Source organism: Mesorhizobium hunchu (genome assembly GCF_040081975.1).
Classification (GTDB): Bacteria; Pseudomonadota; Alphaproteobacteria; order Rhizobiales; family Rhizobiaceae; genus Mesorhizobium; species Mesorhizobium hunchu.
On the sequence record NZ_JBEBMG010000001.1, the window covers coordinates 691140 to 716869 of the forward strand.

21 protein-coding genes and 1 other RNA gene are annotated in these 25730 nt (G+C 66.2%); 3 read left to right on the forward strand and 19 right to left on the reverse strand.

Translation table 11 applies throughout. The features are described from left to right. Positions 1-153: 153 nt before the first annotated feature. The 12 genes from murB to mraZ all read right to left on the reverse strand — a co-directional run bounded on the left by murB (position 154) and on the right by mraZ (position 13958). Positions 154-1122 (reverse strand): UDP-N-acetylmuramate dehydrogenase, encoded by a 969-nt coding sequence (gene murB, locus ABMA46_RS03380; protein WP_348997858.1) that lies wholly within the window; start codon positions 1120-1122, stop codon positions 154-156. Positions 1123-1255: 133 nt separating this feature from the next. Next, complete coding sequence (gene murC / locus ABMA46_RS03385) at positions 1256-2668, reverse strand: UDP-N-acetylmuramate--L-alanine ligase (RefSeq protein WP_348997859.1); 1413 nt, start codon at positions 2666-2668, stop codon at positions 1256-1258. Further along, positions 2665-3789, reverse strand: a complete 1125-nt coding sequence (gene murG / locus ABMA46_RS03390; RefSeq protein WP_348997860.1) for an undecaprenyldiphospho-muramoylpentapeptide beta-N-acetylglucosaminyltransferase — start codon at positions 3787-3789, stop codon at positions 2665-2667. The genes murC and murG overlap by 4 nt, the downstream gene beginning before the upstream one ends. Beyond that, positions 3790-4947, reverse strand: a complete 1158-nt coding sequence (gene ftsW, locus ABMA46_RS03395; RefSeq protein WP_348997861.1) for a putative lipid II flippase FtsW — start codon at positions 4945-4947, stop codon at positions 3790-3792. After that, a complete protein-coding gene (murD, locus tag ABMA46_RS03400; protein WP_348997862.1) occupies positions 4947-6347 on the reverse strand; it encodes a UDP-N-acetylmuramoyl-L-alanine--D-glutamate ligase in 1401 nt (466 codons plus the stop codon). Before murD ends, ftsW begins: the two co-directional genes overlap by 1 nt. Before the next feature lie 2 nt (positions 6348-6349). Further along, the gene (gene mraY, locus ABMA46_RS03405; protein ID WP_348997863.1) at positions 6350-7432 is read right to left on the reverse strand and encodes a phospho-N-acetylmuramoyl-pentapeptide-transferase; all 1083 of its coding nucleotides are present in this window, start codon (positions 7430-7432) and stop codon (positions 6350-6352) included. After that, the gene (locus tag ABMA46_RS03410; protein ID WP_348997864.1) at positions 7432-8880 is read right to left on the reverse strand and encodes a UDP-N-acetylmuramoylalanyl-D-glutamyl-2,6-diaminopimelate--D-alanyl-D-alanine ligase; all 1449 of its coding nucleotides are present in this window, start codon (positions 8878-8880) and stop codon (positions 7432-7434) included. The genes mraY and ABMA46_RS03410 overlap by 1 nt, the downstream gene beginning before the upstream one ends. Continuing rightward, the gene (locus ABMA46_RS03415; protein ID WP_348997865.1) at positions 8877-10325 is read right to left on the reverse strand and encodes a UDP-N-acetylmuramoyl-L-alanyl-D-glutamate--2,6-diaminopimelate ligase; all 1449 of its coding nucleotides are present in this window, start codon (positions 10323-10325) and stop codon (positions 8877-8879) included. Before ABMA46_RS03415 ends, ABMA46_RS03410 begins: the two co-directional genes overlap by 4 nt. A 60-nt stretch (positions 10326-10385) precedes the next feature. Beyond that, positions 10386-12116 carry a peptidoglycan D,D-transpeptidase FtsI family protein gene (locus ABMA46_RS03420; protein ID WP_348997866.1) on the reverse strand — a complete coding sequence of 577 codons (1731 nt, stop codon included), beginning with the start codon at positions 12114-12116 and terminating at the stop codon, positions 10386-10388. Next, the gene (ftsL, locus tag ABMA46_RS03425) at positions 12113-12481 is read right to left on the reverse strand and encodes a cell division protein FtsL (RefSeq protein ID WP_348997867.1); all 369 of its coding nucleotides are present in this window, start codon (positions 12479-12481) and stop codon (positions 12113-12115) included. Before ftsL ends, ABMA46_RS03420 begins: the two co-directional genes overlap by 4 nt. 5 nt (positions 12482-12486) lie before the next feature. Continuing rightward, positions 12487-13503: a 16S rRNA (cytosine(1402)-N(4))-methyltransferase RsmH gene (rsmH, locus tag ABMA46_RS03430; RefSeq protein ID WP_348997868.1), complete on the reverse strand. Its 1017-nt coding sequence runs from the start codon at positions 13501-13503 to the stop codon at positions 12487-12489. Then, positions 13500-13958, reverse strand: coding sequence for a division/cell wall cluster transcriptional repressor MraZ (gene mraZ, locus ABMA46_RS03435; protein ID WP_348997869.1), 459 nt, complete (start codon positions 13956-13958; stop codon positions 13500-13502). The genes rsmH and mraZ overlap by 4 nt, the downstream gene beginning before the upstream one ends. A gap of 381 nt (positions 13959-14339) precedes the next feature. On the opposite strand from mraZ, the gene ABMA46_RS03440 reads away from it, so the two are divergent. Continuing rightward, a complete protein-coding gene (locus tag ABMA46_RS03440) occupies positions 14340-15443 on the forward strand; it encodes a cystathionine gamma-lyase (RefSeq protein WP_348997870.1) in 1104 nt (367 codons plus the stop codon). 70 nt (positions 15444-15513) lie between these two features. On the opposite strand, the gene rnpB is transcribed toward ABMA46_RS03440, so the two are convergent. From rnpB to ABMA46_RS03465, 5 genes are all read right to left on the reverse strand, one after another. Continuing rightward, positions 15514-15923: RNase P RNA component class A (gene rnpB, locus ABMA46_RS03445), an RNA gene on the reverse strand. Positions 15924-15990: 67 nt separating this feature from the next. Beyond that, entirely contained in the window at positions 15991-16737 is a 747-nt protein-coding gene (locus ABMA46_RS03450) for a lytic transglycosylase domain-containing protein (RefSeq protein ID WP_348997871.1), read from the reverse strand. A gap of 188 nt (positions 16738-16925) precedes the next feature. Then, positions 16926-17690: an N-acetylmuramoyl-L-alanine amidase gene (locus tag ABMA46_RS03455; protein ID WP_348997872.1), complete on the reverse strand. Its 765-nt coding sequence runs from the start codon at positions 17688-17690 to the stop codon at positions 16926-16928. Next, positions 17687-18406: a TerB family tellurite resistance protein gene (locus tag ABMA46_RS03460; RefSeq protein ID WP_348997873.1), complete on the reverse strand. Its 720-nt coding sequence runs from the start codon at positions 18404-18406 to the stop codon at positions 17687-17689. The genes ABMA46_RS03455 and ABMA46_RS03460 overlap by 4 nt, the downstream gene beginning before the upstream one ends. A gap of 143 nt (positions 18407-18549) precedes the next feature. Then, positions 18550-18762, reverse strand: a complete 213-nt coding sequence (locus ABMA46_RS03465; RefSeq protein ID WP_348997874.1) for a hypothetical protein — start codon at positions 18760-18762, stop codon at positions 18550-18552. A 137-nt stretch (positions 18763-18899) separates the two neighbouring features. On the opposite strand from ABMA46_RS03465, the gene ABMA46_RS03470 reads away from it, so the two are divergent. Next, on the forward strand, positions 18900-22745 hold the full coding sequence (locus tag ABMA46_RS03470) for a hydantoinase B/oxoprolinase family protein (RefSeq protein WP_348997875.1): 3846 nt from the start codon (positions 18900-18902) through the stop codon (positions 22743-22745). Positions 22746-22750: 5 nt separating this feature from the next. On the opposite strand, the gene ABMA46_RS03475 is transcribed toward ABMA46_RS03470, so the two are convergent. After that, on the reverse strand, positions 22751-23140 hold the full coding sequence (locus ABMA46_RS03475; protein WP_348997876.1) for a cupin domain-containing protein: 390 nt from the start codon (positions 23138-23140) through the stop codon (positions 22751-22753). A 166-nt stretch (positions 23141-23306) separates the two neighbouring features. Continuing rightward, on the reverse strand, positions 23307-24683 hold the full coding sequence (locus ABMA46_RS03480; protein ID WP_348997877.1) for a serine hydrolase domain-containing protein: 1377 nt from the start codon (positions 24681-24683) through the stop codon (positions 23307-23309). A gap of 245 nt (positions 24684-24928) precedes the next feature. Between ABMA46_RS03480 and ABMA46_RS03485 the strand changes: the two genes are divergently transcribed. After that, positions 24929-25729 carry a glycoside hydrolase family 25 protein gene (locus ABMA46_RS03485; RefSeq protein WP_348997878.1) on the forward strand — a complete coding sequence of 267 codons (801 nt, stop codon included), beginning with the start codon at positions 24929-24931 and terminating at the stop codon, positions 25727-25729. The last annotated feature ends 1 nt before the right edge of the window (position 25730 follow it).

A 25730-nucleotide genomic window follows, 5' to 3' on the forward strand; every position in this document is an offset into this window, starting at 1 on the left:
CCCGCGGACCAATGCGCCCCACACGCTCGGCGACTCAAATCAGGAAACGCTTCACAGCCAAAGAATCAGAGAGTGGATTCGCTGGCAAGTGCCTATGATTCCGAGGGATTCACTTTTTAAGAAAAAGTCGGAAAAAATCCCGGAAGAGAGTCCTCAGAGCAACTGTCCGAGAAACTCCTGCACCTCGCGTCCCGGCCGGAAGCTGCCGATGCGCTTGATTTCCCAGTGCAGCTTGATGCCGGAATTTTCCAGCACGCGCGCCCGCACGGTCTCGCCGAGATATTCGAGATCGTATCCTGTGGCCGAGCCGGTGTTGATCATGAAGTTGCAGTGCATGGGCGACATCTGCGCGCCGCCGACCATCAGTCCGCGGCATCCGGCCTTGTCGATTTCCTTCCAGGCGGACGTTCCCTCGGGATTCTTGAAGGTCGAGCCGCCGGTCTTTTCGCGGATCGGTTGAACCGTCTCGCGATGATGCTGCACGGCGTCCATCGCCGCCTTGATCGCTGCCTTGTCTTCCGGGTAGCCCTCGAACACGGCGGAGGTGAAGATGAGATCGGCCGGCGCCGAGGAATGGCGATAGGCGTAGCCCATGTCGGCGTTGGCGAGCACATGGAGGTTGCCCTGCCGGTCGAACGCGCGCACCTCGACGACCCGCTCGCGCGTCTCCACGCCGTTGGCGCCGGCGTTCATCCTCAGCGCGCCGCCGATCGCGCCCGGAATGCCGTGATAGAAATGGAAGCCGCCGATGCCGGCCTCCAGCGCGACCGCCGCCACCCGCTTGTCCGGCGTCGCCGCCCCCGCCCGGATGCGCGTCGGCGAGACCTGCTCGGCGGTGCCGAACCCCTTCGCGGAGAGACGCACGACGAAGCCGGCAATGCCGCCGTCGCGCACCAGAAGGTTCGAGCCGATGCCGACGATGGTTAGCGGCACGTCCTCCGGCACCGCCTTGAGGAAAGCGGCAAGATCGTCCTCGTCCGCCGGTTGGAACAAGGCATCCGCCAGCCCGCCGACGCGGAACCAGGTAATCTTGTCCATCTCAGCGTTCGGCGTAATCCTGCCGCGCAGGCCAGCAAGCCGGTCGCCGAGAGAGGCCAGGAGCCTTTCGCCGCGAGTCGTCATGACGTCACGCGAGGATAGGCACCCCCACCCCTAACCCCTCCCCGCAAGGGAGAGGGGAAGCTGCCGCGCCCGAGTCCCCCTCCCCCTTGCGGGGAGGGGTTAGGGGTGGGGGTATCGACAGGCCGAGCGCCACTCAAGACGACACTCCTTGCTCCGCCAACTCCTTCGGCAGCGCGTAGGCCCATTGCGTGATGTTGCCGGCGCCGAGGAAGACGACGAAGTCGCCGGCCTTGGCGATGCTGCGGATCAGCGGCGCGATCTCGGCCGGGCCGGCGATCGAGCGGGCGTCTCGATGCCCCCCGGCGCGGATGCGCTGCACCAGCGCTTCCGAATTCACGCCCTCGATCGGATCCTCGCCGGCCGCATAGACTGGCGCGATCACCACCGTGTCGGCGTCGTTGAAACAGGCCGAAAAATCGCCGAACAGGTCGTGCAGGCGCGTGTAGCGGTGCGGCTGCGCGATGGCGATCACCCTGCCCCCGGTGGCGTCGCGGGCCGCGCCCAGCACGGCCTTGATCTCCACCGGATGGTGGCCGTAATCGTCGAATATCTCGACGCCGTTCCACGAGCCGGTATGGGTGAAGCGGCGCTTGACGCCGCCGAAGGCCGAAAGGCCCTTGCGGATCGCATCCGCGGCTATGCCGAGTTCGTGGGCCACGGCGATGGCGGCCGTGGCGTTGGAGACATTGTGCAGGCCCGGCATCGGCAGGCGTAGGCCCTCTATCGTCTCGTCCCGCCCGGTCTTGCGGTTGCGGATGATCACGTCGAAATGCGACGCCGCCCCCTCCATCCGGTGGTTGGCGAAGCGCACGTCGGCCTGCGCGTTGCGGCCGTAGGTGATGACCCGGCGGTCCTCGATGCGCGAGACCAGCGCCTGCACCTCCGGATGGTCGGTGCACATGACGCCGAAGCCGTAGAACGGCACGTTCTCGACGAACTGGCGGAAGGCCTCGCGCACGGCGTCGAACGAGCCGTAATGATCGAGGTGCTCGGGATCGATGTTGGTGACCACCGCCACGTCGGCTGGCAGCTTCAGGAACGTGCCGTCGCTCTCGTCCGCCTCGACCACCATCCATTCGCCATCGCCCATACGGGCGTTGGTGCCGTAGGCGTTGATGATGCCGCCGTTGATGACCGTGGGATCGAGCCCGCCCGCCTCAAGCAGCGTCGCCACCATCGAGGTTGTGGTCGTCTTGCCATGCGTGCCGCCGATGGCGACCGCATTGCGGAAGCGCATCAATTCGGCCAGCATCTCGGCGCGCCGCACGATTGGCAGCAGTTTCTCGCGCGCCGCAGCCAGTTCGGGATTGGACTTCTTGATCGCGGTCGAGACGACGACCACCTCGGCCGCGCCCAGATTCTCGGCCTTGTGGCCGACGAAGCAAGCGATGCCCTTTTCGCGCAGGCGCTGGACGTTGGCGCTGTCGGCCTGGTCGGAGCCCTGCACCTTATAGCCGAGATTGTGCAGCACCTCGGCGATGCCGCTCATGCCGATGCCGCCGATGCCGATGAAGTGCACGAGGCCGATGGTCTGCGGCATCTTCATGCGCGCGCTTCCTTCCTGAACGAGTCGATGGATTGCCGCGCCGCAATAGCCTCTGCGAGATCGGCAAGCAACCGCGCCGCGTCGCGCCGGCCGATGCCGCGGGCGGCCGCCGCCATCGCGCTCAACCGCTCGCCGTCGGAAAGCAGGCTCTCCAGTTCGCTCGCCAGCGCTGCGGCATTGAGGCCCGGCTGGCGGCGCATCACGGCAGCACCCGCATCGACGAGGAGTTGCGCATTGTGGCCCTGGTCGTCGTCGAGCGCGTGCGGCAGCGGAACGAGGATGGACGGGCGGCCGATCACCGACAACTCCAGCACCGTGGACGCGCCCGAGCGGGCAACGACCAGATGTGCCGCCGCCATGCGCGCCGGCAAATCCGAAAAGAACGGGGCGACGTCGGCCTCGACGCCAAGCTCGGCATAACGCGCCCTCACCCTCGCCTCGTCTTCGGCGCGGGCCTGCTGCACGACATGCAGCCGGGCGCGCAATGCCTCGGGCAATTTAGCGACGGCTTCGGGAACCGTATCGGAAAAATAGCGCGCGCCCTGGCTGCCGCCGAAGACCAGCAGTCGCAGCGGACCGCCGGCTTGCGGCGCGACATAGGGGGTGTCGGCCACGTCCAGCACCGCCTGGCGGACGGGGTTGCCGGTCTCGACGATCTTGCCCGCGTAAGGTCCAGCCGCCTTGAGGAAGCCGCCGGCGATCGCGGTCACGCGGGGCGCCAGCGCCTTGTTGGCGCGCCCCATCACCGCGTTCTGCTCGTGCACCATCGTCGGCACGCCGCGTCTTGTCGCGGCAAAGAGCGGGGGCAGCGTCGGATAGCCGCCGAAGCCCACCACCGCCTGCGGTTTCAGCCTGGCGATCAGCGCCGACGACTGCCTGAAGCCCCGCCAGAGCGTCCAGAAGGTTTTTGCAACCGTCAGCGGATTCTTCGAGCCCAGCGTCGCCGAAGCGATCGGGTGCACGCCCTTGCCGGGAAACCTGTCAGCATAGCGCGCGGCGCGATCGTCCGTGGCCAGGTGGACGCTCCAGCCGCGGCCGCCGAGTTCCTGTGCCAGCGCCTCGGCCGGGAACAGATGCCCGCCGGTGCCACCCGCCGCCAGAAGGATGACGCCCTTCTCCATCTATTCCGCCGGCAGCGCGCTGGCGAAATCGACCATGCCGACCGGCTTGCGCTTCTCCGGCTTGCGGCGCGTCAGGGCCAGCACCATGCCCATCGAGATGGCAATGGCGATCTGCGAGGAGCCGCCATAGGAGATGAAGGGCAGCGTCATGCCCTTGGCCGGCATGAGTTGCAGGTTGACGCACATATTGATGACCGACTGCAAGCCGAACACCGTGACCAGCCCGCCGACCGCATAGCGCGTGAAGTCGTCATGCTCCTTCAGCGCCTTGTTGAGGCCGCGCAGCACGATGAAGGCGAAGATCGTCATGATGAAGAAACACATGATGAGCCCGTACTCCTCGCCGGCGACCGAGAACACGAAGTCGGCGTGGCTGTCGGGGATGACGCGCTTGATCGTTCCTTCGCCCGGCCCGAGCCCCAACCAGCCGCCGTTGATGAGCGCCTCGCGGCCCATATCCACCTGGAAGGTGTCGCCCTCGCCGGTCAGGAACTTGTCGATGCGCGCCGCCACGTGCGGAAACACCGAATAGGCCGCGAAGATGCCGCCGACACCTATGCCGCCCAGCGCCACGATCCAGATCCACGACAGCCCGGCCATGAAGAACATCACCCCCCATGTTCCCGAAACCAGCATGGTCTGGCCGAGGTCGGGCTGGGCGACCAGCAGCGACAGCACGAGCCCGAGCAGGATCATGGCGAACAGGTTGCCCGGAATGTCGGGCTGGCGCCTGTGTTCGGCGAACAGCCACGCGCATACGATCACGAAGGCGGGCTTGAGGAATTCCGACGGCTGGATGGACAGGCCCACTATGGACACCCAGCGCCGCGCGCCCTTCACCTCAACGCCTATGTAGAGAACCGCGACCATCAGCACCAGCATCACCACCAGCATGATGATGGCCATGCGCCTGATCTGGCGGGCGTCGAGGAACGATACGGCCAGCATGGCGCCGAGCGCCAGTACCGTGAACACGATCTGACGGGTGGCGAAGTGGAACGGGTCGAGCCCGATGCGCTGTGCCACGGCCGGGCTGGCGGCGAAGGACAGGATGATGCCCAGTCCCATCAGCGACAGGAACGCCGCGAGGAACCAGCGGTCGATGGTCCACCACCACATGGCGACCGGACTCCGGTCGAGACGACTTGCCTGTGCCATTAGACATCACCTCCGATAGGTTCCACCCCATCAATAGACTGCGCAGCTTGCCTGAAGGCTTCGCCACGCCTTTCGAAATTCTTGAACTGGTCGAAGCTGGCGCAGGCCGGCGACAAAAGCACCACCGCCTCGCTGCCTGCATCCTTTGCCGCATCGGCCGCGGCATGTTCCACCGCCGCCGCCAGCGTTCCGGCGATCTCGTAAGGCACCGCCTCGCCCAGCGTCGCCGCGAAGGCGGGCGCCGCCTCACCGATCAGGTAGGCCTTGGCGACGTGGGGGAAGAAAGCCCGCAGCGGCTCGATCCCGCCCTCCTTGGGCAGGCCGCCGGCAATCCAGTAGATGCGCGGGAAGGACGACAGCGCCGGCGCGGCCGCATCGGCGTTCGTCGCCTTGGAATCGTTGACGAAGAGAACATGCCCCTTGCGGCCGACCTGCTCCATGCGGTGGGCAAGACCCGGAAAGCTTCCCAGGCCGGACTGGATTTCGCCGGGCTCCAGCCCGGCATCGAGACAGGCGGCCAGCGCCGCCAGCGCGTTCTGGGCGTTGTGCTGCCCGCGCAGCGAACCGATACCGTCGAGGGAAGCGACACGTTCATGGCGGCCGTTCGCTGCCCTCATCAGGCTGGTCCCGTCGGCGAAAAAGCCGTCGGCCAGCGGCAGACGCTTGGAAATGCGCACGACCCGTTTGCCCGCCCGCTCCAGCCGATCAGCGATCCGGGCACAGAAACTGTCGTCGACGCCGACGATGGCCGTCTCGCTGCCGGCCACCAGGCGCTCCTTGATCGAAGCGTAATGCTGCATGGTGCCGTGGCGGTCGAGATGGTCCGGCGTCAGGTTGAGCAGCACCCCTGCGCTCGGATTGATCGAGGGCGCGAGGTCGATCTGGTAGGAGGAGCATTCGATGACGTAGTGGCGCGCGGGCGCGGGCGGATCGAGCGTCATCACCGCCTGGCCGATATTGCCGCCCATCTGCGCATCGCGGCCGGCGGCCTTGAGGATATGCGCCGTCAGCGCCGTCGTGGTCGACTTGCCGTTGGTGCCGGTGATGGCGATGAAGGGCGACGCCGGCGCCTTCAGGATGCGCTCGCGCACGAACAGTTCGACGTCGCCGATGATCTCGACGCCGGCCGCGCGCGCCAAATCTACAGACCAGTGCGGCTTTGGATGGGTCAGCGGCACGCCGGGCGACAGGATGAAGGAGGCAAAGCCCGCCCAGTCGGCCCCGCGCAGGTCGGCGGTGGCGATGCCCTGTCCCTCGGCCTTGGCGGCACTGTCGGGATTGTCGTCCCACGCCAGCACCTCGGCCCCGCCCTCGATCAGCGCGCGCGCGGTCGCGATACCGGATCCGCCCAGTCCGAACAGGGCAACCTTCCTGCCTGAAAAGGACGTGGCCGGAATCATCTCTATCTCAGCTTCAGCGTCGAAAGGCCGATAAGCGCCAGCATCACGGCGACGATCCAGAAACGGATCACCACCTGGCTTTCGGTCCAGCCGAGCTTCTCGAAATGATGGTGGATCGGCGCCATCAGGAACACGCGCCTGCCGGTCGCCTTGAAATAGCCGACCTGGATGATGACCGACAGGATTTCGACCACGAACAGGCCGCCGACGATGGCGAGCACGATCTCGTGCTTGGTCGAGACCGCGACGGCGCCGATCATGCCACCCAGCGCCAGCGATCCGGTGTCGCCCATGAAGATGGCGGCCGGCGGCGCGTTGAACCACAGGAAGCCGAGGCCCGCGCCGATCACCGAACCCAGGATGACCGCCAGTTCGCCGGTGCCCGGCACGAAATGGATCTGCAGGTACTCCGCGAACACCGCGTTGCCGGAGAGATAGGCGATGACGCCGAAGGAGGCCGAGGCGATCATGATCGGCACGATCGCCAGCCCGTCCAGCCCGTCCGTCAGGTTGACGGCATTGCCCGCACCCACCATGACGAAGGCGCCGAAGGGAATGAAGAACCAGCCGAGATTGAGCAGGAACTCCTTGGCGAACGGAAAGGCCAGCGAGGACGAGAACGGCTCCTGCCCCGCCCGCATGATCCACCACGCCGCGATGCCGGCGATGACGAACTCGATCGCCAGCCGCGCCTTGCCCGAAAAGCCCAGATGCGACTGCTTGGTGACCTTCAGGTAGTCGTCGTAGAAGCCGATGCCGCCGAAGCCCAGCATCACCAGCAGCACCACCCAGACATAGACGCTGGACAGGTTCGCCCACAAAAGCGAGGACCCGATGATGCCGGTGAGGATCATCAGCCCGCCCATCGTCGGCGTCCCCGCTTTCTTGAAATGGGTCTGCGGTCCGTCGGCACGGATCGGCTGGCCCTTGCCCTGCCGCAGGCGCAGCGAGTTGATGATGCCCGGCCCGAAGATGAAGACGATGAGCGCCGACGTGATCAGCGCCCCGCCGGTGCGGAACGTGATGTAGCGGAAGACGTTGAAGGCCGTGAAACGGTCCGCGAAATCGACGAGCAGCGTGAGCATCAGTCCCCCGAACCGGCTTGGGTCTCGATAGCCCCGGCGACGGCCGGGTATTTCTGCAGCATGGCCGCGACGAGTTTCGCGAGGCCGATCCCCTTCGAGGACTTCACCATCACCACGTCGCCGGCTTTCAACCCGCCGAGCAGGACCGGCTTGAGCGCGTCCGCGGTCGGTTCGAGCATCGTTGCAACATCGGCGGGCAAGGCCTTGGCAAGACTCTGCATATGCGGCCCGGCGAGCAGGACGAGATCGGCCCCGGCCTCGACCAGCGGCTCGGCCAGCGCCGCATGCAGCTTCTCCGACTGCGCGCCCAGTTCCAGCATGTCGCCCAGCACCGCCACGCGCCGGCCGCCCTCGCCCGGTTGCGTCGCCTTGAGCAGCGCGAAGGCGGCGCGCATCGACGCCGGATTGGCATTGTAGCTTTCGTCGATGAGCGTGACCGTGCCCCTGCCGACGCGCAGCGCATGACGCTTGCCGCGGCCGGCTTCGGCCGAAAGGTCGCCGAGCGCCAGCGCGGCGCGCGACACGTCGGCGCCCATCAGATGCGCGGCGCCCAGCACCGCCAGCACGTTCTGGACGATATGGCGTCCGGGCGCGCCGACGCGCGCGACGATCTCCTGCCCGCCGATCTTGGCGGTGATGGTGGAATGATCGGCGTAGAGGACGCATTTGACCAGCCGGAAGGTCGAGCGCGCGGTCTGGCCGAAACCGTAGATATGCTCCACGCCAGCCGCTCGTGCCAGCTTTTCGAGCAGCTTGCTGCGTGGGTCGTCGCGGTTGAGCAGCGCCGCCCCGCCCGGCTCCAGCCCCTCGAATATCTCGGCCTTGGCGTGGGCGATCTCGTCGAGGTTGCGGAAGAAGCCGAGATGCGCCGCCGCGATGGCGGTGACGATCGCCACATGTGGCCGCACCATCTTGACCAGCGGCCTGATCTCGTCCGGATGGTTCATGCCGATCTCGAAGACGGCGAAGTCGCAGTCTTCCGGCATGCGCGCCAGCGTCAGCGGCACGCCCCAGTGGTTGTTGAAGGACGCGGCCGAGGCATGCACCCTACCAACGGACGACAGCACATGCCGCAGCGCTTCCTTGGTCGTGGTCTTGCCGACGGAGCCGGTCACCGCCACGACCTTCGCGGCCGAGCGGGCGCGCGCCGCGACACCCAGCTTCTCGAGTGCCGCAAGCACGTCGGGTACGACGATCATCGGCGCGGTCAGCCGGCCGAGGGCCGGCAGCTTCGATTCTGCGACGACCAGCACTCCGGCGCCGGCCTTGATGGCGGCGGTCGCGAAATCATGGCCGTCCATCGCCTCGCCCTTGATGGCGAAGAAGGCTTCGCCCGGCTTCAGCGTGCGGCTGTCGATTGAAATTCCGGTGATGCCAGACGGCATGGCGCCGATCGGCCTGCCGCCCGTTGCCGTCACCAATGCGTCGGCGCTCCACAGCCAGTTCATGCCGCACGCTCCCTGAGCGCCGCCCGCACCTCTTCGTGATCCGAGAACGGCAGGGTTTCGCTGCCGACCGTCTGTCCCTCCTCATGCCCCTTGCCCGCCACGATCAGCGTGTCTCCGGCATGCAGCATCGAGACTGCCTCGTGGATCGCCTTGCGGCGATCACCGATCTCGATGGCGCCGGGCGCGGCGGCCATGATGGCAGCACGAATCTCGGCAGGCTTTTCGGAGCGCGGATTGTCGTCGGTGACGATCGTCACATCGGCCAGACGCGTCGCGATCTCGCCCATGATGGGGCGCTTGCCGCGATCGCGGTCGCCGCCGCAGCCGAACACCACGACGACGCGGCCGGTGGTGAAGGGGCGGACGGAAGTCAGGACATTTTCCAGCGCGTCCGGCTTGTGCGCGTAATCGACATAGACCGGCGCGCCCTCGGAGGTCGTACCGACGAGATCGAGCCGTCCAGGCGCGCCCTTCAGTTTTTCCAGTGCGGCGAGCGCCGTTGCCGCCGGCGTGCCGGTGGCGATCGCCAGGCCGGCGGCCACCAGTGCGTTGGAAATCTGGAAGTCGCCGGCCAGCGGCAGGTCGATCTCGGTCAGCACGCCCTCGTGCACGATCTCGGCACGCTGGCGATGCCGCTCGTGCTCGACCCGTTTGAGATTGAGGAAATCGCCATGCCGCCCGACCGTCAGGACCGAAAGCCCGGCGGCCTTCGCGGCGGCGATGGTCGGCTCTGACCACAGATCGTCCGCGAAGACCACGGCCGGCGCGCCTTTCGGCAGCAGCGTGTCGAGCAGTCTCATCTTGGCGCGATGATAGTCCTCGACGGTCGGATGATAATCCATGTGGTCGCGGCCGAGATTGGTGAAGCCGCCGGCCTCGAGCCTCACCCCGTCCAGGCGTCGCTGGTCGAGACCGTGGCTCGACGCCTCCATCGCGGCATGGGTGACGCCGGCCTTGGCCAGTTCGGCGAGCAGCCGGTGCAGCGCGACCGGATCAGGCGTGGTGAGCGAGCCGTAGTCGTTGCGGCCCGGCGCGACGACGCCCGTCGTCCCGATCGATGCCGCCGCAAGTCCCGCCTGCTCCCAGATCTGGCGCGTGAACGCGGCGACCGAGGTCTTGCCGCTGGTGCCGGTGACGGCCACCATCGTCTCGGGCTGGCCACCGAAGAAGCGCGCGGCGCACAGCGCCAGTGCCAGGCGCGGGTCTTTCACCTGGAGGCCCGGAACTGACAGGCCGGACAAGGCGCCTGCTTCGCCGGCGATCACCGCGATCGCTCCCCTTCGCACGGCATCGGCGGCGAAGGCCGAGCCATCGGCCCGGCTTCCATGCAGCGCGAAGAAAAGGTTCCCCGGCTCGACCTGCCGGGAGTCGGAGGCGATGCCGGAGACCGCGATGTCGGGAATGCCCTCAACGGGCAGAATACCGGCGAAATCGCTAAGCTTCATGGAAATCCAGCCAAAACAACGAATGGGCGCGCGGATGTCCCCGTCCGCGCTCGAAAAGAATCACTGATAGGAGACCAGCGTTGGCTCATTTTCATGGCTGAAATCTGGCTGGACGCCAAGCATGGCGGCCGAACGGCGGATGATGTTGCCGGCCATGATGCCGGCGTTGGAGGCCGCCGTCGCGCCCATGCCGGGCTTCTCCGGCTTCGGATCGTCGGCGATGGTCAGCACGATGTATTGCGGATCGTCCATCGGGAAGGCGGCGACGAACGCGTTGAAATTGTGCCCTTTCGAATAGCGGCCGTTGATGACCTTCTCGGCGGTGCCGGTCTTGCCGCCGACCCGGTAGCCGGGAACGCGTGCGTTCCTGCCGGATCCCTTCTCGGCGTTGAGCGCGTAGAGGTAGCGCAAGGCCGCCACGGTCTTTTCGGAGACGACCTTCTTTGCGCCTTCCATCGCCTGCTTGACCGTGCGCGGCAGGAAGGTCGGCTCGATGAGGAAGCCGCCGTTCATCAGTGCGGCGCAGCCGACCGCCGTCTGCAGCGGCGTCGTGGAGACGCCGTGGCCGAACGCGATGGTCAGCGAATTGACCTGCTTCCAGACCTTCGGCTCCGTCGGCGTCGCGACCTCTGGCAGCTCCGTCTGCATCCGCTCCAGGACGCCCATGCGGTGCAGGAACTCGCGGTGCCCTTCGATGCCGACGGCCATGGCTTCGCGCGCCGAGCCGATGTTGGAGGAATGGATGAACACGTCCGTCACCGAAAGCGCCCGTCCCATATTGTGGAAATCGTGGATCGTCTGGCGGCCGACGCGAAGCGGATGCGAGGCGTCGAACATCGAATTCATGCCGACCTTGCCCGAATCCAGCGCCATCGCCGTGGTGAAGCTCTTGAAGGTCGAGCCCATCTCGTAGAGGCCGGCCGACATGCGGTTGAGCCGGTCCTTGTCGTTGGCGTTATAGGGGTTGTTGGGATCGAAATCCGGCACCGAGGCCATCGCCATGACCTCGCCCGTCTTGACGTTGAGCACCACCGCGCCGGCGGCGATCGCATGGAAACGCTCCATGCCCGAGACGATCTCGTCATGCACGACATGCTGAACCCTGAGATCTATGGAGAGCTTGACCGGCGACATATCCTTGACCAGGCCCATCTGCTGCAGGTCGGTGAGGCCCTGATCGTCGAGGTATTTCTCCATGCCGGAGATACCCTTGTTGTCGATATTGGTGAGGCCGACGACATAGGCGGCAGTACTGCCGGCCGGATAGAAGCGCCGCTTCTCGGTACGGAAGCCCAGTCCCGGTATGCCGAGCTGGAAGATTTCCGCCTGCTGCTTGGGTGTCAATTGCCGCTGCAGCCAAACGAACCCCGCGCCGCTCTTGAGCTTGTGGTAGGTCTGCTCGTAGTCGAGATCGGGCAGCACCGTCGAAAGCTTGTCAATCGCCTCGTCCGCGTCCACGATATGGCGCGGCTCGGCGTAGAGCGACGCCGTCTTGATGTCGGTTGCCAGGATTTCGCCGTTGCGATCGGTGATGTCGGGTCGGCTCGCCGTGACCCGGCTCGGCGGCGGGCCGGATGCGTCGGGATCCTGGAAGCCGAGCCAAACCAGCCGTCCGGCAATGGTCGAATAGATGGCGAGGAACACCGCCATCGTCATCACCACGCGGTTCCGCGTCCTGCCGCCGCTGGCCTTGCGCGCGCTGTCGACGACGATGGAGCTGTCCTGCGCTGACGGCGACGCGCGCTTGAACAAGGCGGCAGGTTTCACGAAGCGGGCGAATGCGGACATCATTGCACGGCTCCGGTGACGATCCTGTCCTGCCCGCTGTCGGCCATATCGCCGCCCTGCTTCGTCAGGTCCTCGATGGTCAGGGGCTTGGCGGGCAGGTCGCCGAGCTTGACGAACTGATGCGCGTCGACCGGTTGCAGGTCGAGTTGCGCGCTGTAGACATCCGTCAGCTTTTCCAGACGCGCCGGCTGGGTGAGCAGGCTCCAGTCCGCCCGCAACAGATCGATCGTGTCGTTCTCGGTGCGGATCTGCGCCTGCAGGCGATAAACCGCCGTCTGCTGCTCCTCGGCGTCGCGCTTGATCTTGTAGGTCATGGCGGTAGCCGAGACCATGAGGGCGATGAGGATGATGTCACTCGTACGGAACACGGATGCTACCTCTCACCCGGGCGGGAAAGGCCCGGAAGCTTGGGAAGGCCGAAGATGGCGAAATCGGAGCCGCGCGCGGGCGCTTCGGTCCGCACGGCAGCGCGCAGCCTCGCCGAGCGCGCGCGCGGATTGGCGTCAAGCTCGGCATCGCCGGGCGTGACGCCGCCGCCACGCCTGGCGAAGGTCGGCGCGGGTGCCTCGGCCTGCGGCATGTGGCGCGAGCCGGCGGGCGTTTCGCTGCGGTCGGCGATGAAGCGCTTGACGATGCGGTCCTCCAGCGAGTGGAAGGTCACCACCGCCAGCCTGCCGCCCGGCTTCAGCACGCGCTCGGCACCGACCAGTGCTTTCGCCAGCTCTCCGAGTTCGTCGTTCACATAGATGCGCAAGGCCTGGAACACGCGCGTCGCAGGATGGATGCGGTCTCCCGGCTTACGGCCCACGAAGGTCTCGACGGCGTCGGCGAGATCGAGCGTGCGCTCGAAAGGCCGTTTCTCGCGGCGCTGCTCGATCATGCGGGCGATGCGCCCGGCATGACGCTCCTCGCCGAGAAAGCCGAAGATGCGGGCGAGATCACCTGCCTTGAAGGTGTTCACCACATCGGCGGCGCTCACGCCCGCCTGCGCCATGCGCATGTCGAGCGGCCCGTCCGCGCGGAACGAAAAGCCGCGTTCCGCCTCGTCGAGCTGCATGGAGGACACGCCGATGTCCAGCACCACGCCGTCGACCGCATCGGCCTGTTCGGCCAGCGACGAGAACGGCGCCTGGACGAGCTGCAGCCTGCCGACGAATTCGGATTCAAGTGCCCTGCCCGCGGCAATGGCATCGGGATCGCGGTCGATCGCGATGACGGCCGCGCCCGCCTGCAGGATCGCGCGCGTATAGCCGCCGGCGCCGAACGTGCCGTCGATGATCGTCTCGCCCGGCCCCGGCGCCAGAGCTTCGAGAACTTCGGCGAGAAGGACCGGAATGTGGCGGGCCGGTCCGCCAACGGCGTGAAGGTCATCGCCGTGGCCCGTCATCACTCCGGTCGCTCCCCAGGCTTCGTCCCCTGCCGAAGCTGCAAAAGCCTCGCCCGCACCGCCGCGCCATGAGCGGCCAGCCGCGAAGGCTCCCAGATCTGGAAGAACTGCCCGCGCCCTACGAATGCCACCTCCGACGTGATTCCCGTGTGCTCGCGGATGAAATCGGAAACCGTGATGCGTCCGTCCTGATCCAGCTTCAGGAAGGCGCCGTCCCCATGAATGAAGAACGACATGTCGTCCGCCGTCTGCAGGAACGGGTCCTCCTGCGCGATACGCTCCTCGTAGCGGTCGAGCAGGTCGAGCCCGCCGACATCCATCGCAGGCACATCCAGGCAGCGCAGGGCGTAGAGTTCCGAATAGCCGCGCTTCTGCACCACGGAACGAAAATGCGCCGGCACGGAGACACGGCCCTTGGAGTCGATCCTGTTCGTCGCGCTTGAAAGAAACCGATCCATCGAACGACGCAGCCGCACCCCTCTCCATGCTCTCGTCCGCGCCGTCGGAGCGCGGTCCCTTCCCGGTTTTTTCCTCGCCCGGACGGCAGAAGGACGGCAAGCGGGCGTCGGAAGCGGCTGCCCGTCTGGCGTACGCTTCACCCTGACCCGGAACGAAAGCTTGATTGCCTAGATGGGATAACATGGGGCACTATGGGCGTCAACGGGAAGCAACAACACAACGAAGCCTTCGGCCATCCGCAAAAGCCGGATTCGGGCCTTCTCGCCTTTATCCTCCATTAAGCCTAACGAAGCGTTTAGAAATGCTTTCGGCCACTCATGCTCTTGCCAGTCACCGCAGCGAGGCATAGCGGTCAAAGTCGATCCAGGAGGGCAAGGGCAATGACCACGTCGAACTCCCGCGCAGCGGGCTTGCTTCACTTGCGTGACCGCGCCCTGAAGCGGGGCGACCCCGTTCCCCTGCCCCTGACGATGGCGTCGATCTATCTGTCGCCCGGCGATTCCAGCGACACCATCGAATACGGACGTTTCGGCAATCCGACATGGCACGCTGTCGAAGACATGCTGGGCCATCTCGAGGGCGCGCCCTGCATAGCCTTTCCCTCCGGCATGGCGGCGATAGCGGCGACCTTCTTCGCGCTGCTGAAGGCGGGAGAGCGGATGCTCCTGCCGGCCGACGGCTACCACACGACCCGCGCCGTCGCCGAACGGCTGAAGGCGTTCGGAGTGGATTTCGATACCCGCCCGACCGCCGGTTTCCTCGACGGTGGCTTTGCCGGCTATCGTCTCGTCTTCGTCGAGACGCCGGCCAATCCGGGGCTCGACATCTGCGACATCACGGCCGCGGCCGACGCCATCCATGCCGCCGGCGGGCTCTTCATCGTCGACAACACCACGATGACCCCGCTCGGCCAGCGGCCGCTGGACCTTGGCGCCGACATCGTCGTCGCTGCCGACACCAAGGCGCCGAACGGCCATTCGGACGCGCTTTTCGGCCATGTCGCCAGCCGTGATCCGGAAATCATCGAAGCCGTGCGCAAGTGGCGCGTGACGGCCGGTTCGATTCCCAGCCCCTTCGACGCATGGCTGGTGCATCGCGGCCTCGAGACGCTCGACATGCGCTTCGAGCGCATGTGCAACACGGCTGAACTGATCGCCCCGCGCCTCAAGGCGCATCGGGCGGTGCGGTCGTTACGCTATCCGGGCCTGCCGGAAGACCCCTCGCACAATCTCGCCCGCGTCCAGATGGAGCGCTTCGGCTTCCTGATCAGCTTCGTCCTGGACTCGGAAGAGAAGGCCGAGCGGTTCATCGACGGCTGCGCGCTGATGCACTCGGCCACCTCGTTCGGCGGCGTCCACACCACGGCGGAACGGCGCGACAAACGCGGCGACGCCGTTCCGGGTGGTTTCGTCAGGCTCGCGGTGGGCTGCGAACCGGCCGAGGAACTGTGGAAAGCGATCGAGGAGTCGCTCGACCGGCTCTGATTTGTCCGATTTTCCGACCACCGGCGGCACCGTGTTTCAAAAACGGACGGACGCCCGGGAGAGCCAAAGAAGCGCCAGCCGGCCTGTAAGCCGGGTTCTGTATGGCCCCCGCCCTTGCGGACGGGAACGTGGCGGCCATTCATCTTGGACGCGCATTGCTGCGCGCCTCACGCAACCTACCCGGGCGGCCGGGCCGGAAACAGCCCTGAGGGTTCCCCCTCGCGCCACCCCTATTCGGTTTTGCTCCCGGTGGGGTTTGCCATGCCGCTTCCGTTGCCGGTCGCGCGGTGGGCTCTTACCCCACCCTTTCACCCTTGCCGCGCACCGGCCCGAAGGCCAGGCGAGGCGGTTTGCTTTCTGTGGCACTTTCCCTGGGGTCGCCCCCGCCGGCCGTTAGCCGGCACCGTGTCTCCATGGAGCCCGGACTTTCCTCACGCGCAGCCTTTCGGCATTCGCGCGTGCGGCCGCCCGGCCGGCTGGCGGGGTGTATAAAGGGGTTTGCGAGACAAAACGCAAACGAAAAAGCCGACGCGCGCCGGCTCGTCCGTCAGGCGGGATCGCCGGCCGAGGCCATCTGCACCTTCACCTTGCGGCAATAGGCGGACGAAACCGGGTTCATGCGCCGCGCGGCATGGCCGGCATTGTATTTCAGGATCGTGCCGCAGGTCGTGCCGCCGCCGAGGTCCTGCGCCATCGCAAGATACTTCATGCCGTATTTGATATTCGTCTCGGGATCGTACAGCCCCTTGACCGATCCCGTATAGCCGAGCATGCGCGCCGTCGCCGGCTTGATCTGCATCAGCCCGACCTCGCCCGCGCTGCCGGTCATGTTGGGACGATAGTTGCTTTCGATGCGCACCACCGCGCGCGCCAGCGAGGCGCTGACGCCATATTGCGAGGCATACCGCGAGATGATGGCGCCGTAGCGGGCCGATCCGCCGGGACCGGCCACCGCGATCGAGGCGGTGGTGGTCTTGTCGATGCCGGGCGCCTTCCGGCGTGCCTTGGCCTTGCGCCGGGAGACCGCTTTCGTCGCGTGGTGCTTGTGGCTCTTGCTGGCCTTCGCAGCGGCCTTGTCCGCAGGCTTTGCCTTCTCGGAACAGCCGAACAGATAGGGACAGTCGATCGATTGCTTCTCAGCCTTGGCCTTTCGGACCTTTGCCGCCTTGGCCGTCACCACCTTGGCTGCTGGCACGGAACTGCGGTCCAGATTGCCGGCCATGCCGGGGTTCGTTGCGGCAAAATTTATCGCCGCGGCGGCAAGAGCCACCGCTATCACGGTCGGGATTTTCATGAATACCTGTTCTGGTTGCCGCGTCTGGGGCGACAGTTTCGATTGGATGCCCCCAAGGAGGATCGGTGGGGAGGATTGGTGCGGGCATCGGCGGGTGGCCCGCATGTGCAAGGGGAATGAGCGTCAAAAATGACTGCTCAAGTCACTTTCCATGACATTATGTAACCTGAAGCTAAAACAGCACCTGCTTACCCTGCGTCAGAACCAAGGGCTCCAAGCAGGCTGTCGAGCGTCTTGACGGTAGATCGGTCCGCGATCCCGTCGACCCGGCGCGGCCTGAAATGACGCTGGAAGGCCGCCGTCACGATTTGCGTCCGTTCGTCGAAAACGCCGCTCGCCTCAATGCCGTAGCCAAAGCGCGAAAGCCGCGCCTGAAACCGCGCGACGTCTTCCCCGGAGTTTCCGATGCCCAGCCCCTGGCCGGCCGAAATCCGCGCTGGCCGCACATAAAGACCGACGCCGGCCTCGGCCAGCGCCTTCCACGGGAATTTTTCGCCGGGATCGACCTTGCGCCCCGGCGCCACGTCGGAATGGCCGAGCACGCATTCGGGACGGATGCCATGACGGCCGACGATACCTCGGCAAAGCGCGATGACGGCGCCGATCTGCCGCTTCGGAAAATTCCTGTAGCCGAACGCATGGCCGGGATTGACGATCTCGATGCCGACCGAACGGGAATTGATGTCGGTCACGCCATGCCAGGAACTCTTGCCGGCATGCCAGGCGCGATCGGCCTCGCGCACCATCTGCACGATCCGCCCGTCCTCATGGATGAGATAGTGCGACGAGACCTCGCTGGCAGGATCGCAAAGCCACGCCTCGGCGGCCTCGCCACTTTCCATACCCGTATAGTGAAGAAGGATCATGTCCGGCGCGGCGCAATCGCGCCGGACGCCGCAGTTCGGCGACGCCCTCACCTCGACGCCGGGTTGGTCAGGCCGAAACCCGCTCATGCGGGCGCGAGATCGCGTTCGATGGTCTCGTAGGCGGCGTTGATCGCGGCCAGCCGGGTAGTCGCGATCTTGACGAACTCTGCCGGCAGGCCGCGCCCGATCAGCCGGTCGGGATGGTTGTCGGCCACCAGTTGCCGGTATCTCTTCTTGACCTCTGGGAACGGCCGGCCGCGATCGATGCCGAGAACGGCATAGGGATCGGATTTCCCCAGATGCACGTGGCGCGCCATGATCGTCTGGTAATGGCTTTCCTCTACGTCGAAGATTTCGGCGACCCGATGCAGGAATTGCCCCTCGCGCTCATGCAGCACTCCGTCGGCCGCAGCGATGAAGAACAGTCCGTCGAGTATGTCCTCCAGCATCATGCAGTTGCGGTGGCCCGACCCGCACAGCCGCGCCATCTGCTCGGCATAGGCCTCGAACCCAGCAACGTCGCGCTTGGCGAGGTCGTAGACGCGCGCGACGTTGCGGACCTGGTCGCGCGGAACTTCGAAGATCTGCTGGAAGGCGCGCACCTCGTCCTGCGTCACCACGCCGTCCGCCTTGGCCATTTTTGCCGAAAGCGCGATCATCGCCACCGAGAAGGCGACGCGGCGGCGCAATTCGGGGTCGCCTCCGAACACATGACGCAACGCTTCGACCATCTCGGCGATGCCGGATGTCGCGGAGGCGGATATGCGCGCGACGAAGTCGCCTATGCGTTCCCAGACAGACATGATCGTTTTTTAAAGCGAACCGGTGACCCGCATCAAGCAGGACGATTCCGCATACCGGTATGGGCCATCACGATGACGTGCATTTCTGCCCATGAAAAAAGGCCGGCGCAAAGGCCGGCCTTTTCGTACGAACCCGATCGGACTTACTGAGCCGGAGCGTTCGTATCCGGAGCAGGAGCCGGCTGCATCGTGTTGTCGGCCGGCGGGTTGGCGTCCGGAGTGGCCGGCTGCATCGGCTGCTCGGTGGCCGGCGGGTTGGTGCTCTGGGTCGTGGTGCTGTCGGTGCCGCTGTCGCTGCACGCGGCGACGCCAAGCAGAGCCAAAGCCGAAACGGAAGCAAGAATGAGTTTCTTCATAACATCTCTCCTTCGCAAAACGCCCCTCAACCGGGAGCGGTCGCCGGGAAAATGCGCGGAGTGATGTTCGGTTTCGTAACGTTGCGTTTCGCCCTGTAACAGCCTTCACGGTTTCGTGAGCCGTTGAGGTCGGCTGCATGGCGTCCTACAAGCCGGGCAATGAGCCGCGGAGCTACGCCATGCAGGACGGGAAATGGGACTTCTGGATCGACCGCGGCGGCACCTTCACCGATGTCGTCGGGCGCGCGCCCGACGGTAGCCTCCACCCGCTGAAGCTGCTTTCGGAGAATCCGGAAGCCTATGCCGATGCCGCCGTCCACGGAATCCGCACGCTGCTCGGCCTTGGCGCCGGCATGTCGATCCCTTCCAGGCGCCTCGGCCAGGTTCGGATGGGCACCACCGTGGCGACCAATGCGCTGCTGGAACGCAAGGGCGACCGCGTGCTGCTGCTCGTCACCAGGGGCTTCCGCGACGCGCTGCGCATCGCCTATCAGGCCCGTCCCGATATCTTCGCCAAGAAGATCGTGCTGCCGGAACAGCTCTATGAGCGCGTCGTCGAGGTGGACGAGCGCATCCGCGCCGACGGCTGCGTGGAAAGGCTGCTCGATCTCGGTACGGTCAAGCCGGCGCTCGAACAGGCGCGCGCCGACGGCATCGACGCGGTCGCCGTGGTGCTGATGCACGCCTGGAAGAACCCCGAGCACGAGCAGGCGCTGGCGAAGATGTGCCGCGCGCTCGGCTTCTCCCAGGTTTCGGCAAGCCATGAAGTGTCGCCGCTGATCAAGCTCGTCGGCCGCGGCGACACCGCCGTGGTCGACGCCTATCTCTCGCCGATCCTGTCGCGTTACGTGCAGCGCGTGGCGGGTGAATTGGGGATCAGCGCCCCGATCTCCCCCCTTGTGGGGGAGATGTCGCCGAAGGCGACAGAGGGGGGCGCTGTCCCGCCAGCCTCTCAATCCGATTCCTCGGAGGAAGGGCGCTCCACGTTGCCCCCCTCTGCCCTGCCGGGCATCTCCCCCACACGGGGGGAGATCAACCACAACCAACCCGTCCGCCTCATGTTCATGATGTCGTCAGGCGGCCTCACCGCCGCCGACCGTTTCCAGGGCAAGGACGCGCTGCTGTCCGGCCCGGCCGGCGGCGTCGTCGGCATGGTCGAGACCGCGAAGCTCGCCGGCTTCGGCAAGGTGATCGGCTTCGACATGGGCGGCACCTCCACCGACGTCGCCCATTACGACGGCGACTACGAGCGCGCCTTCGACACGGAAGTGGCCGGTGTGCGGGTACGGGCGCCGATGATGCGCATCCACACCGTCGCCGCCGGCGGCGGCTCGATCCTGCATTTCGAGGCCGGGCGGTTTCGCGTCGGCCCGGACTCGGCCGGCGCCAATCCCGGTCCCGCCTGCTACCGGCGCGGCGGGCCGCTCGCCGTCACCGACGCCAACGTGATGCTCGGCAAGCTCCGGCCCGAATTCTTCCCGGCGATCTTCGGTCCGAATCAGGACCAGCCGCTCGATACCGATGCCGTGCGCGAGAAATTCGCCGCGCTCGCCGCCGAAATCGGCGACGGCCGGACGCCGGAGGCGGTGGCCGAGGGTTTCGTCACCATCGCGGTGGAAAACATGGCCAACGCCATCAAGAAGATATCGGTGCAGCGCGGCTACGACGTGACCGAATACCTGCTCAACTGCTTCGGCGGCGCCGGCGGCCAGCACGCCTGCCTCGTTGCCGACGCGCTCGGCATGGAGGCGGTGCTGATCCATCCGCTCTCCGGCCTGCTCTCCGCCTACGGCATCGGGCTGGCATCGATCTTCGCCGCGCGCCAGCAGGCGCTGCTGGAGCCGCTTGCCGAAAGCGCGCTCCCCCGGATAACGGCCGCGCTGGAGGCTTTGCGCGGCGCGGTCGCGGCGGAACTGGCGGAACAAGGCGTCGCGGCCGACGCCGTCGAGACCCGCCCTCTCCTGCACATCCGCTACGACGGCACCGACACGACGCTACCGGTTGCCTTCGCGCATGGTTCCCTCGAACAGGCCAAAACCGGCTTCGAGACCGCGCACAGGGCGCAGTTCGGCTTCATCTACGACGACAAGCCGCTGATCGTGGAGACATTGGAGGTCGAGGCATCGGACACCTCGGGCACGCAGACAGCCGAAGCTGTCTCAGGATTGCAGGTTGCGGACGTAACCGCCTCGCAGACCGCGCAAATCTTCTGCGACGGAAAGTGGCGCGACGGCGGCGTCTTCATGCGTGAAACGCTGAAGCCTGGCAGCCGCCTGACAGGCCCTGCCCTCGTCATCGAGCCCAACCAGACCATCGTCGTCGAGCCGGGCTGGCGGGCCGAGATCACCGCGAAGAACCATGTCCTGCTGCGCCGGACTGAAAGGAAGGCGCGCACCGCCGCGCTCGGCACCGGCCATTCCGGCAAGGCGGGGGCGGATCCGGTCATGCTGGAGGTGTTCAACAACCTGTTCATGTCGATCGCCGAGCAGATGGGCGTGACCCTTCAGAACACCGCCTATTCGGTCAACATCAAGGAACGGCTGGATTTCTCCTGCGCCGTCTTCGACCGCGAAGGCGCACTGGTGGCGAACGCGCCGCACATGCCCGTCCACCTCGGCTCGATGGACCGCTCCGTCGAGACCGTCATCCGGCTGAATTCCGGCGACATCCATCCCGGCGACGTCTTCGCTCTCAACGCGCCCTACAACGGCGGCACCCACCTGCCCGACATCACGGTGGTGACGCCGGTATTCGACACCGAAAAGGAAAAAATCCTCTTCTGGGTGGCGGCGCGCGGCCATCACGCCGATGTCGGCGGCACCGCGCCGGGATCGATGACCCCGCTTGCCACCACGGTGGACGAGGAAGGCGTGCTGTTCGACAATTTCCGCATCGTCGACCGTGGCCGGTTCCGCGAGGCGGAACTGCGCACGCTGCTCACCGACCACCCCTACCCCGCGCGCAACCCAGACCAGAACGTCGCCGACCTGAAGGCGCAGATCGCCGCCAACGAGAAGGGCGTGGCGGAACTGAGGAAGATGGTCGCCCATTTCGGGCTGGACGTCGTCGACGCCTATATGGGCCACGTGCAAGACAACGCGGCCGAGAGCGTGCGCCGCGTGCTGGAGCGCCTGCCCGACAGGTCCGAATACGAATACCCGACCGACACCGGACAGGTCATCCGGGTGAAGATCGCCGTGGATCGCGACAAGCGCGAAGCGACGGTCGATTTCACCGGCACCTCGACGGTCGAGAAGAACAATTTCAACGCGCCGGAACCCGTCACCCGCGCCGCCGTGCTCTATGCCTTCCGCGTCATGGTCGAGGACAACATCCCCATGAACGCCGGCTGCCTGAGGCCCGTCAACATCGTCATTCCAGATGGTTCGATGCTGAAGCCCGCCTATCCGGCCGCCGTCGTCGCCGGCAATGTCGAGACCTCGCAGCACGTCACCAACGCCCTGTTCGGCGCGATGGGCGCGCTGGCGAACGCGCAGGGCACCATGAACAACCTGACCTTCGGCAACGAGCGCTACCAGTATTACGAGACGATCTGCTCGGGCTCGCCCGCGGGGCGCATGAACGACGGAGCCGGCTTTGCCGGGACCTCCGCCGTTCACACCCACATGACCAATTCACGCCTTACCGATCCCGAAATCCTCGAACTGCGCTTTCCCGTCCTGCTGGAGGATTTCCATATCCGAGAAGGGTCCGGCGGCAAGGGCGAGTGGAACGCCGGCGACGGCACAAGGCGCACCATCCGCTTCCTGGAGACGATGCAGTGCGCCATCCTCGCCTCGCATCGAAACCGCCCGCCGAAGGGACTGGAAGGCGGCGGCGATGGCGAGCCCGGTTCGACCGAGGTGCGCCGCAAGGACGGCCGCGTCGAGACGCTCAAGGCTTGCGACCAGACGGTCCTGGAGGCCGGCGAGTCCGTCGTCGTCACCACGCCGACGGCAGGCGCTCTCGGACGGGCGAAATAAACGTCCTATTCCAGATCGGTCTGTATCCAGCGCGGCGACAGATGGATGTCGAAGGTCTGGAGCCGGCCGGGGCCGAGATTGACGAATTTGTGCGGCACGCCGGCGGGGCCGAGAACGGTTTCACCTGCCCCGGCCTCGATCACCCGATCGCCGACGAAGAAGCGCGCCCGCCCCTGCTGGACCACGAAGATCTCGTCATAAGGATGGACATGCAGCTTCGGCCCCTTGCCGGGCTCGTCATTGCCGTAGGCCAGGACGGTGACCTGGGTGCCCAGCGCCTCGCCGTTGACGGAACCGCGCCAAGGCCCCGCATGCGATCCGTCGAAGAGGCTCGCCTTGGCGGGCAGGCGTCCATCGGGCTTCACCGTGGAGGGGTCGAAGTCGTGTCGGGCCACAGCGCCATCCTCCTGCTTTGCCGCAACGATGGCCGACGACGCCGGATCGGGCAAGACCGATCGTTGCCGCGACCTGCAACGGACCGCCGCCACCCGCCATGAGTTTCCTGAATCGGTTCGGACGCCGCCAAGTGTAACCGACTGTTTTTCAACGACAACGTCAAGGCTATGGCAGCGCCTTGGCCAGCGCGGCCAGCAATCGTTGCGGCCGGTAATCCAACCACGCCGGCGTCAATCCCAGCCGCACCACGACGAGGTGCCTGGAGGGCACCACGCCGACCGTCTGGCCGTCATGGCCCTGCAGCCAGTACGTCCCCTCGGGCACGCCTCTCGCGGCGCCGTCGCCCTTGCGATCGCCTGGCCCCTCCAGCCACACCTCGCCCTTGCCGTAGACGCCGCCGGAAGCGGCGGACGGCGCGCGCATCATGGCGACGAAGCCTTCCGGCAGGATGCGGTTGCCGTTCCACACGCCGTCCTGCAGCAGGAACTGGCCGAACCGTGCCCAGTCATGCGCCGTCGCATAGAGATAGGACGCGCCGGCCAGGGTGCCGCTTTCGTCGGCCTCCATGACCGCGCTGCGCATCCCCAGCGGATCGAACAGCGCCTCGCGCGGATAGGCGAGCGAGGCGGCCTCATCGCCGATGGCGTTCTGCCATAGACGCGCCAGCATGATGCTGGTGCCGGTCGAGTAGGTGAACTTTTCGCCGATTTTCGCCACCAGCGGCTTCGACGCCGCGAATTTCGCCATATCCGGCTCCAGATAGAGCATGCGGGTGACGTCGGAGACGGTGCCGTAGTCCTCGTTGAAGGCCAGCCCGCTCTCCATCGCCATCAGGTCGGCGATCGTGATGTCTTTCCGCTCGTCGCCGCTCCAGTCCGGAAAAAGGCCCTTCCTGTCGAGCGACAGCTTGCCGGCGCCGACCACCGTGCCGAGGATGGCGACGTTGACCGTCTTGGTCATCGACCAGCCGAGCAGCGGCGTGGCGGCCGAAAAGCCGTCGCCGTAGCGCTCGGCCACGATGCGTCCGTCCTTCACCACGACCACCGCCCGCATGCCGGGGCCGGTGAGATCGGCATCGTCGAGCAACCCGGCGATCGCCGGGTCCTGCGACGGTTCCACACGCTCGCCGTCCGGCCAGAGCCCGTCGGACGGTGCCGGGCGCACCGCTTCTTCGGCCATGACCTTGTCCACCCTCGCGGCATCGCCGTCCGGCACCAAGGAGCAGCCGAGCCCCGGCCGCGCGATGGCCTCGTTGCCGGCGAAATACCTGAGGAAGGCGGCCTTCACGGTCCCGGCATTTTTGTCGACATCGATGTCGAAGAATTTGAGCAAAGGATTGCCCGGCGCCTGCACGTCCACCCTGAGCACCTCCTGCGGATCGCGGCCGGCGACGAACAGGTTGGAACAGACGATCTTTGCGGCGTAGCCGGCGCCGACGCGCAGCAGCGCGGGCGGGAACACCGCGAGCCAGACGACCAGCGCTGCGACCGCCACCACCACAAGGCCCAGCAGCCATTTGAGAAATTTCGCCATGATGCGCATCTCGTCCCCGGCCCTCGTCCTCGGCCCCTCGCCCAAATCCCGGCGCCCTGGATTGCATCGCCTTGGATTCGCCGCCATTGCTCGCCCAAATCGCCTTGCGTGTCGAGCGTCGTCAACCGAAAATCAACCATGATCGGCGATCACCTTGGCACGAAGGGCGCTCGTGTGGGGCAAGCGTCCAGCGGGGCACGATACCGATAGTACCGACCCACCAGCGACCGGCTGCCATCGGTCACGGAGTTGCGATGCGCCGTTTCGCGGCACTGATCTCACTGGCCGTTCTGGCCGCCTGCTCGACCGCGGGCGGTCTCAGCGACATCGCGCCGACTGCTTCCGAAGGGCCGCGCGTTGCCGTGCGCAAGCCGCGCTTCGAGGACGCCAAGCCGCACGAGTGGGAAAGCGGCGCGCCCTGGACCTATGCCGTGCATGGCACCGACGTGGCGAAATACCAGACCGACATCGACTGGGCGTCCGCCCGCGATTCAGGCATCTCCTTCGCCTTCATCAAGGCGACAGAGGGCGGCGACCGCTACGACGAGAACTTCGAGCGCCACTGGGCCGGCACGCGGGCGGCCGGCATTCCGCGCGGCGCCTATCATTTCTTCTATTTCTGCCGGCCGGCCAGCGAACAGGCGCAATGGTTCATCGACCATGTGCCGAAGGAGCGCGGTGCGCTGCCGCCGGTGCTCGACATGGAATGGAACCCCCATTCGCCCACCTGCAGGCTGCGCCCGCCCGCCGCAACCGTGCGCGCCGAGATGAAGACCTTCCTGACGATGGTCGAGCGTCACTTCGGCAAGAAGCCGATCATCTACACCTCGGTCGACTTCTTCGACGACAACGACCTTTCCACCTTCGGCGGCTATCCCTACTGGCTGCGCTCCGTCGCCGGCCACCCGAGCGAGAAATACGGCAGCCATCCCTTCACCTTCTGGCAATATACGGGAACCGGCCTCGTGCCGGGCATGCCGGGGCAATCGGACATCAACGTCTTCAACGGCTCCGAGGCGAGCTGGCGGCGCTGGCTGAAACAGAACACCCGTTGAC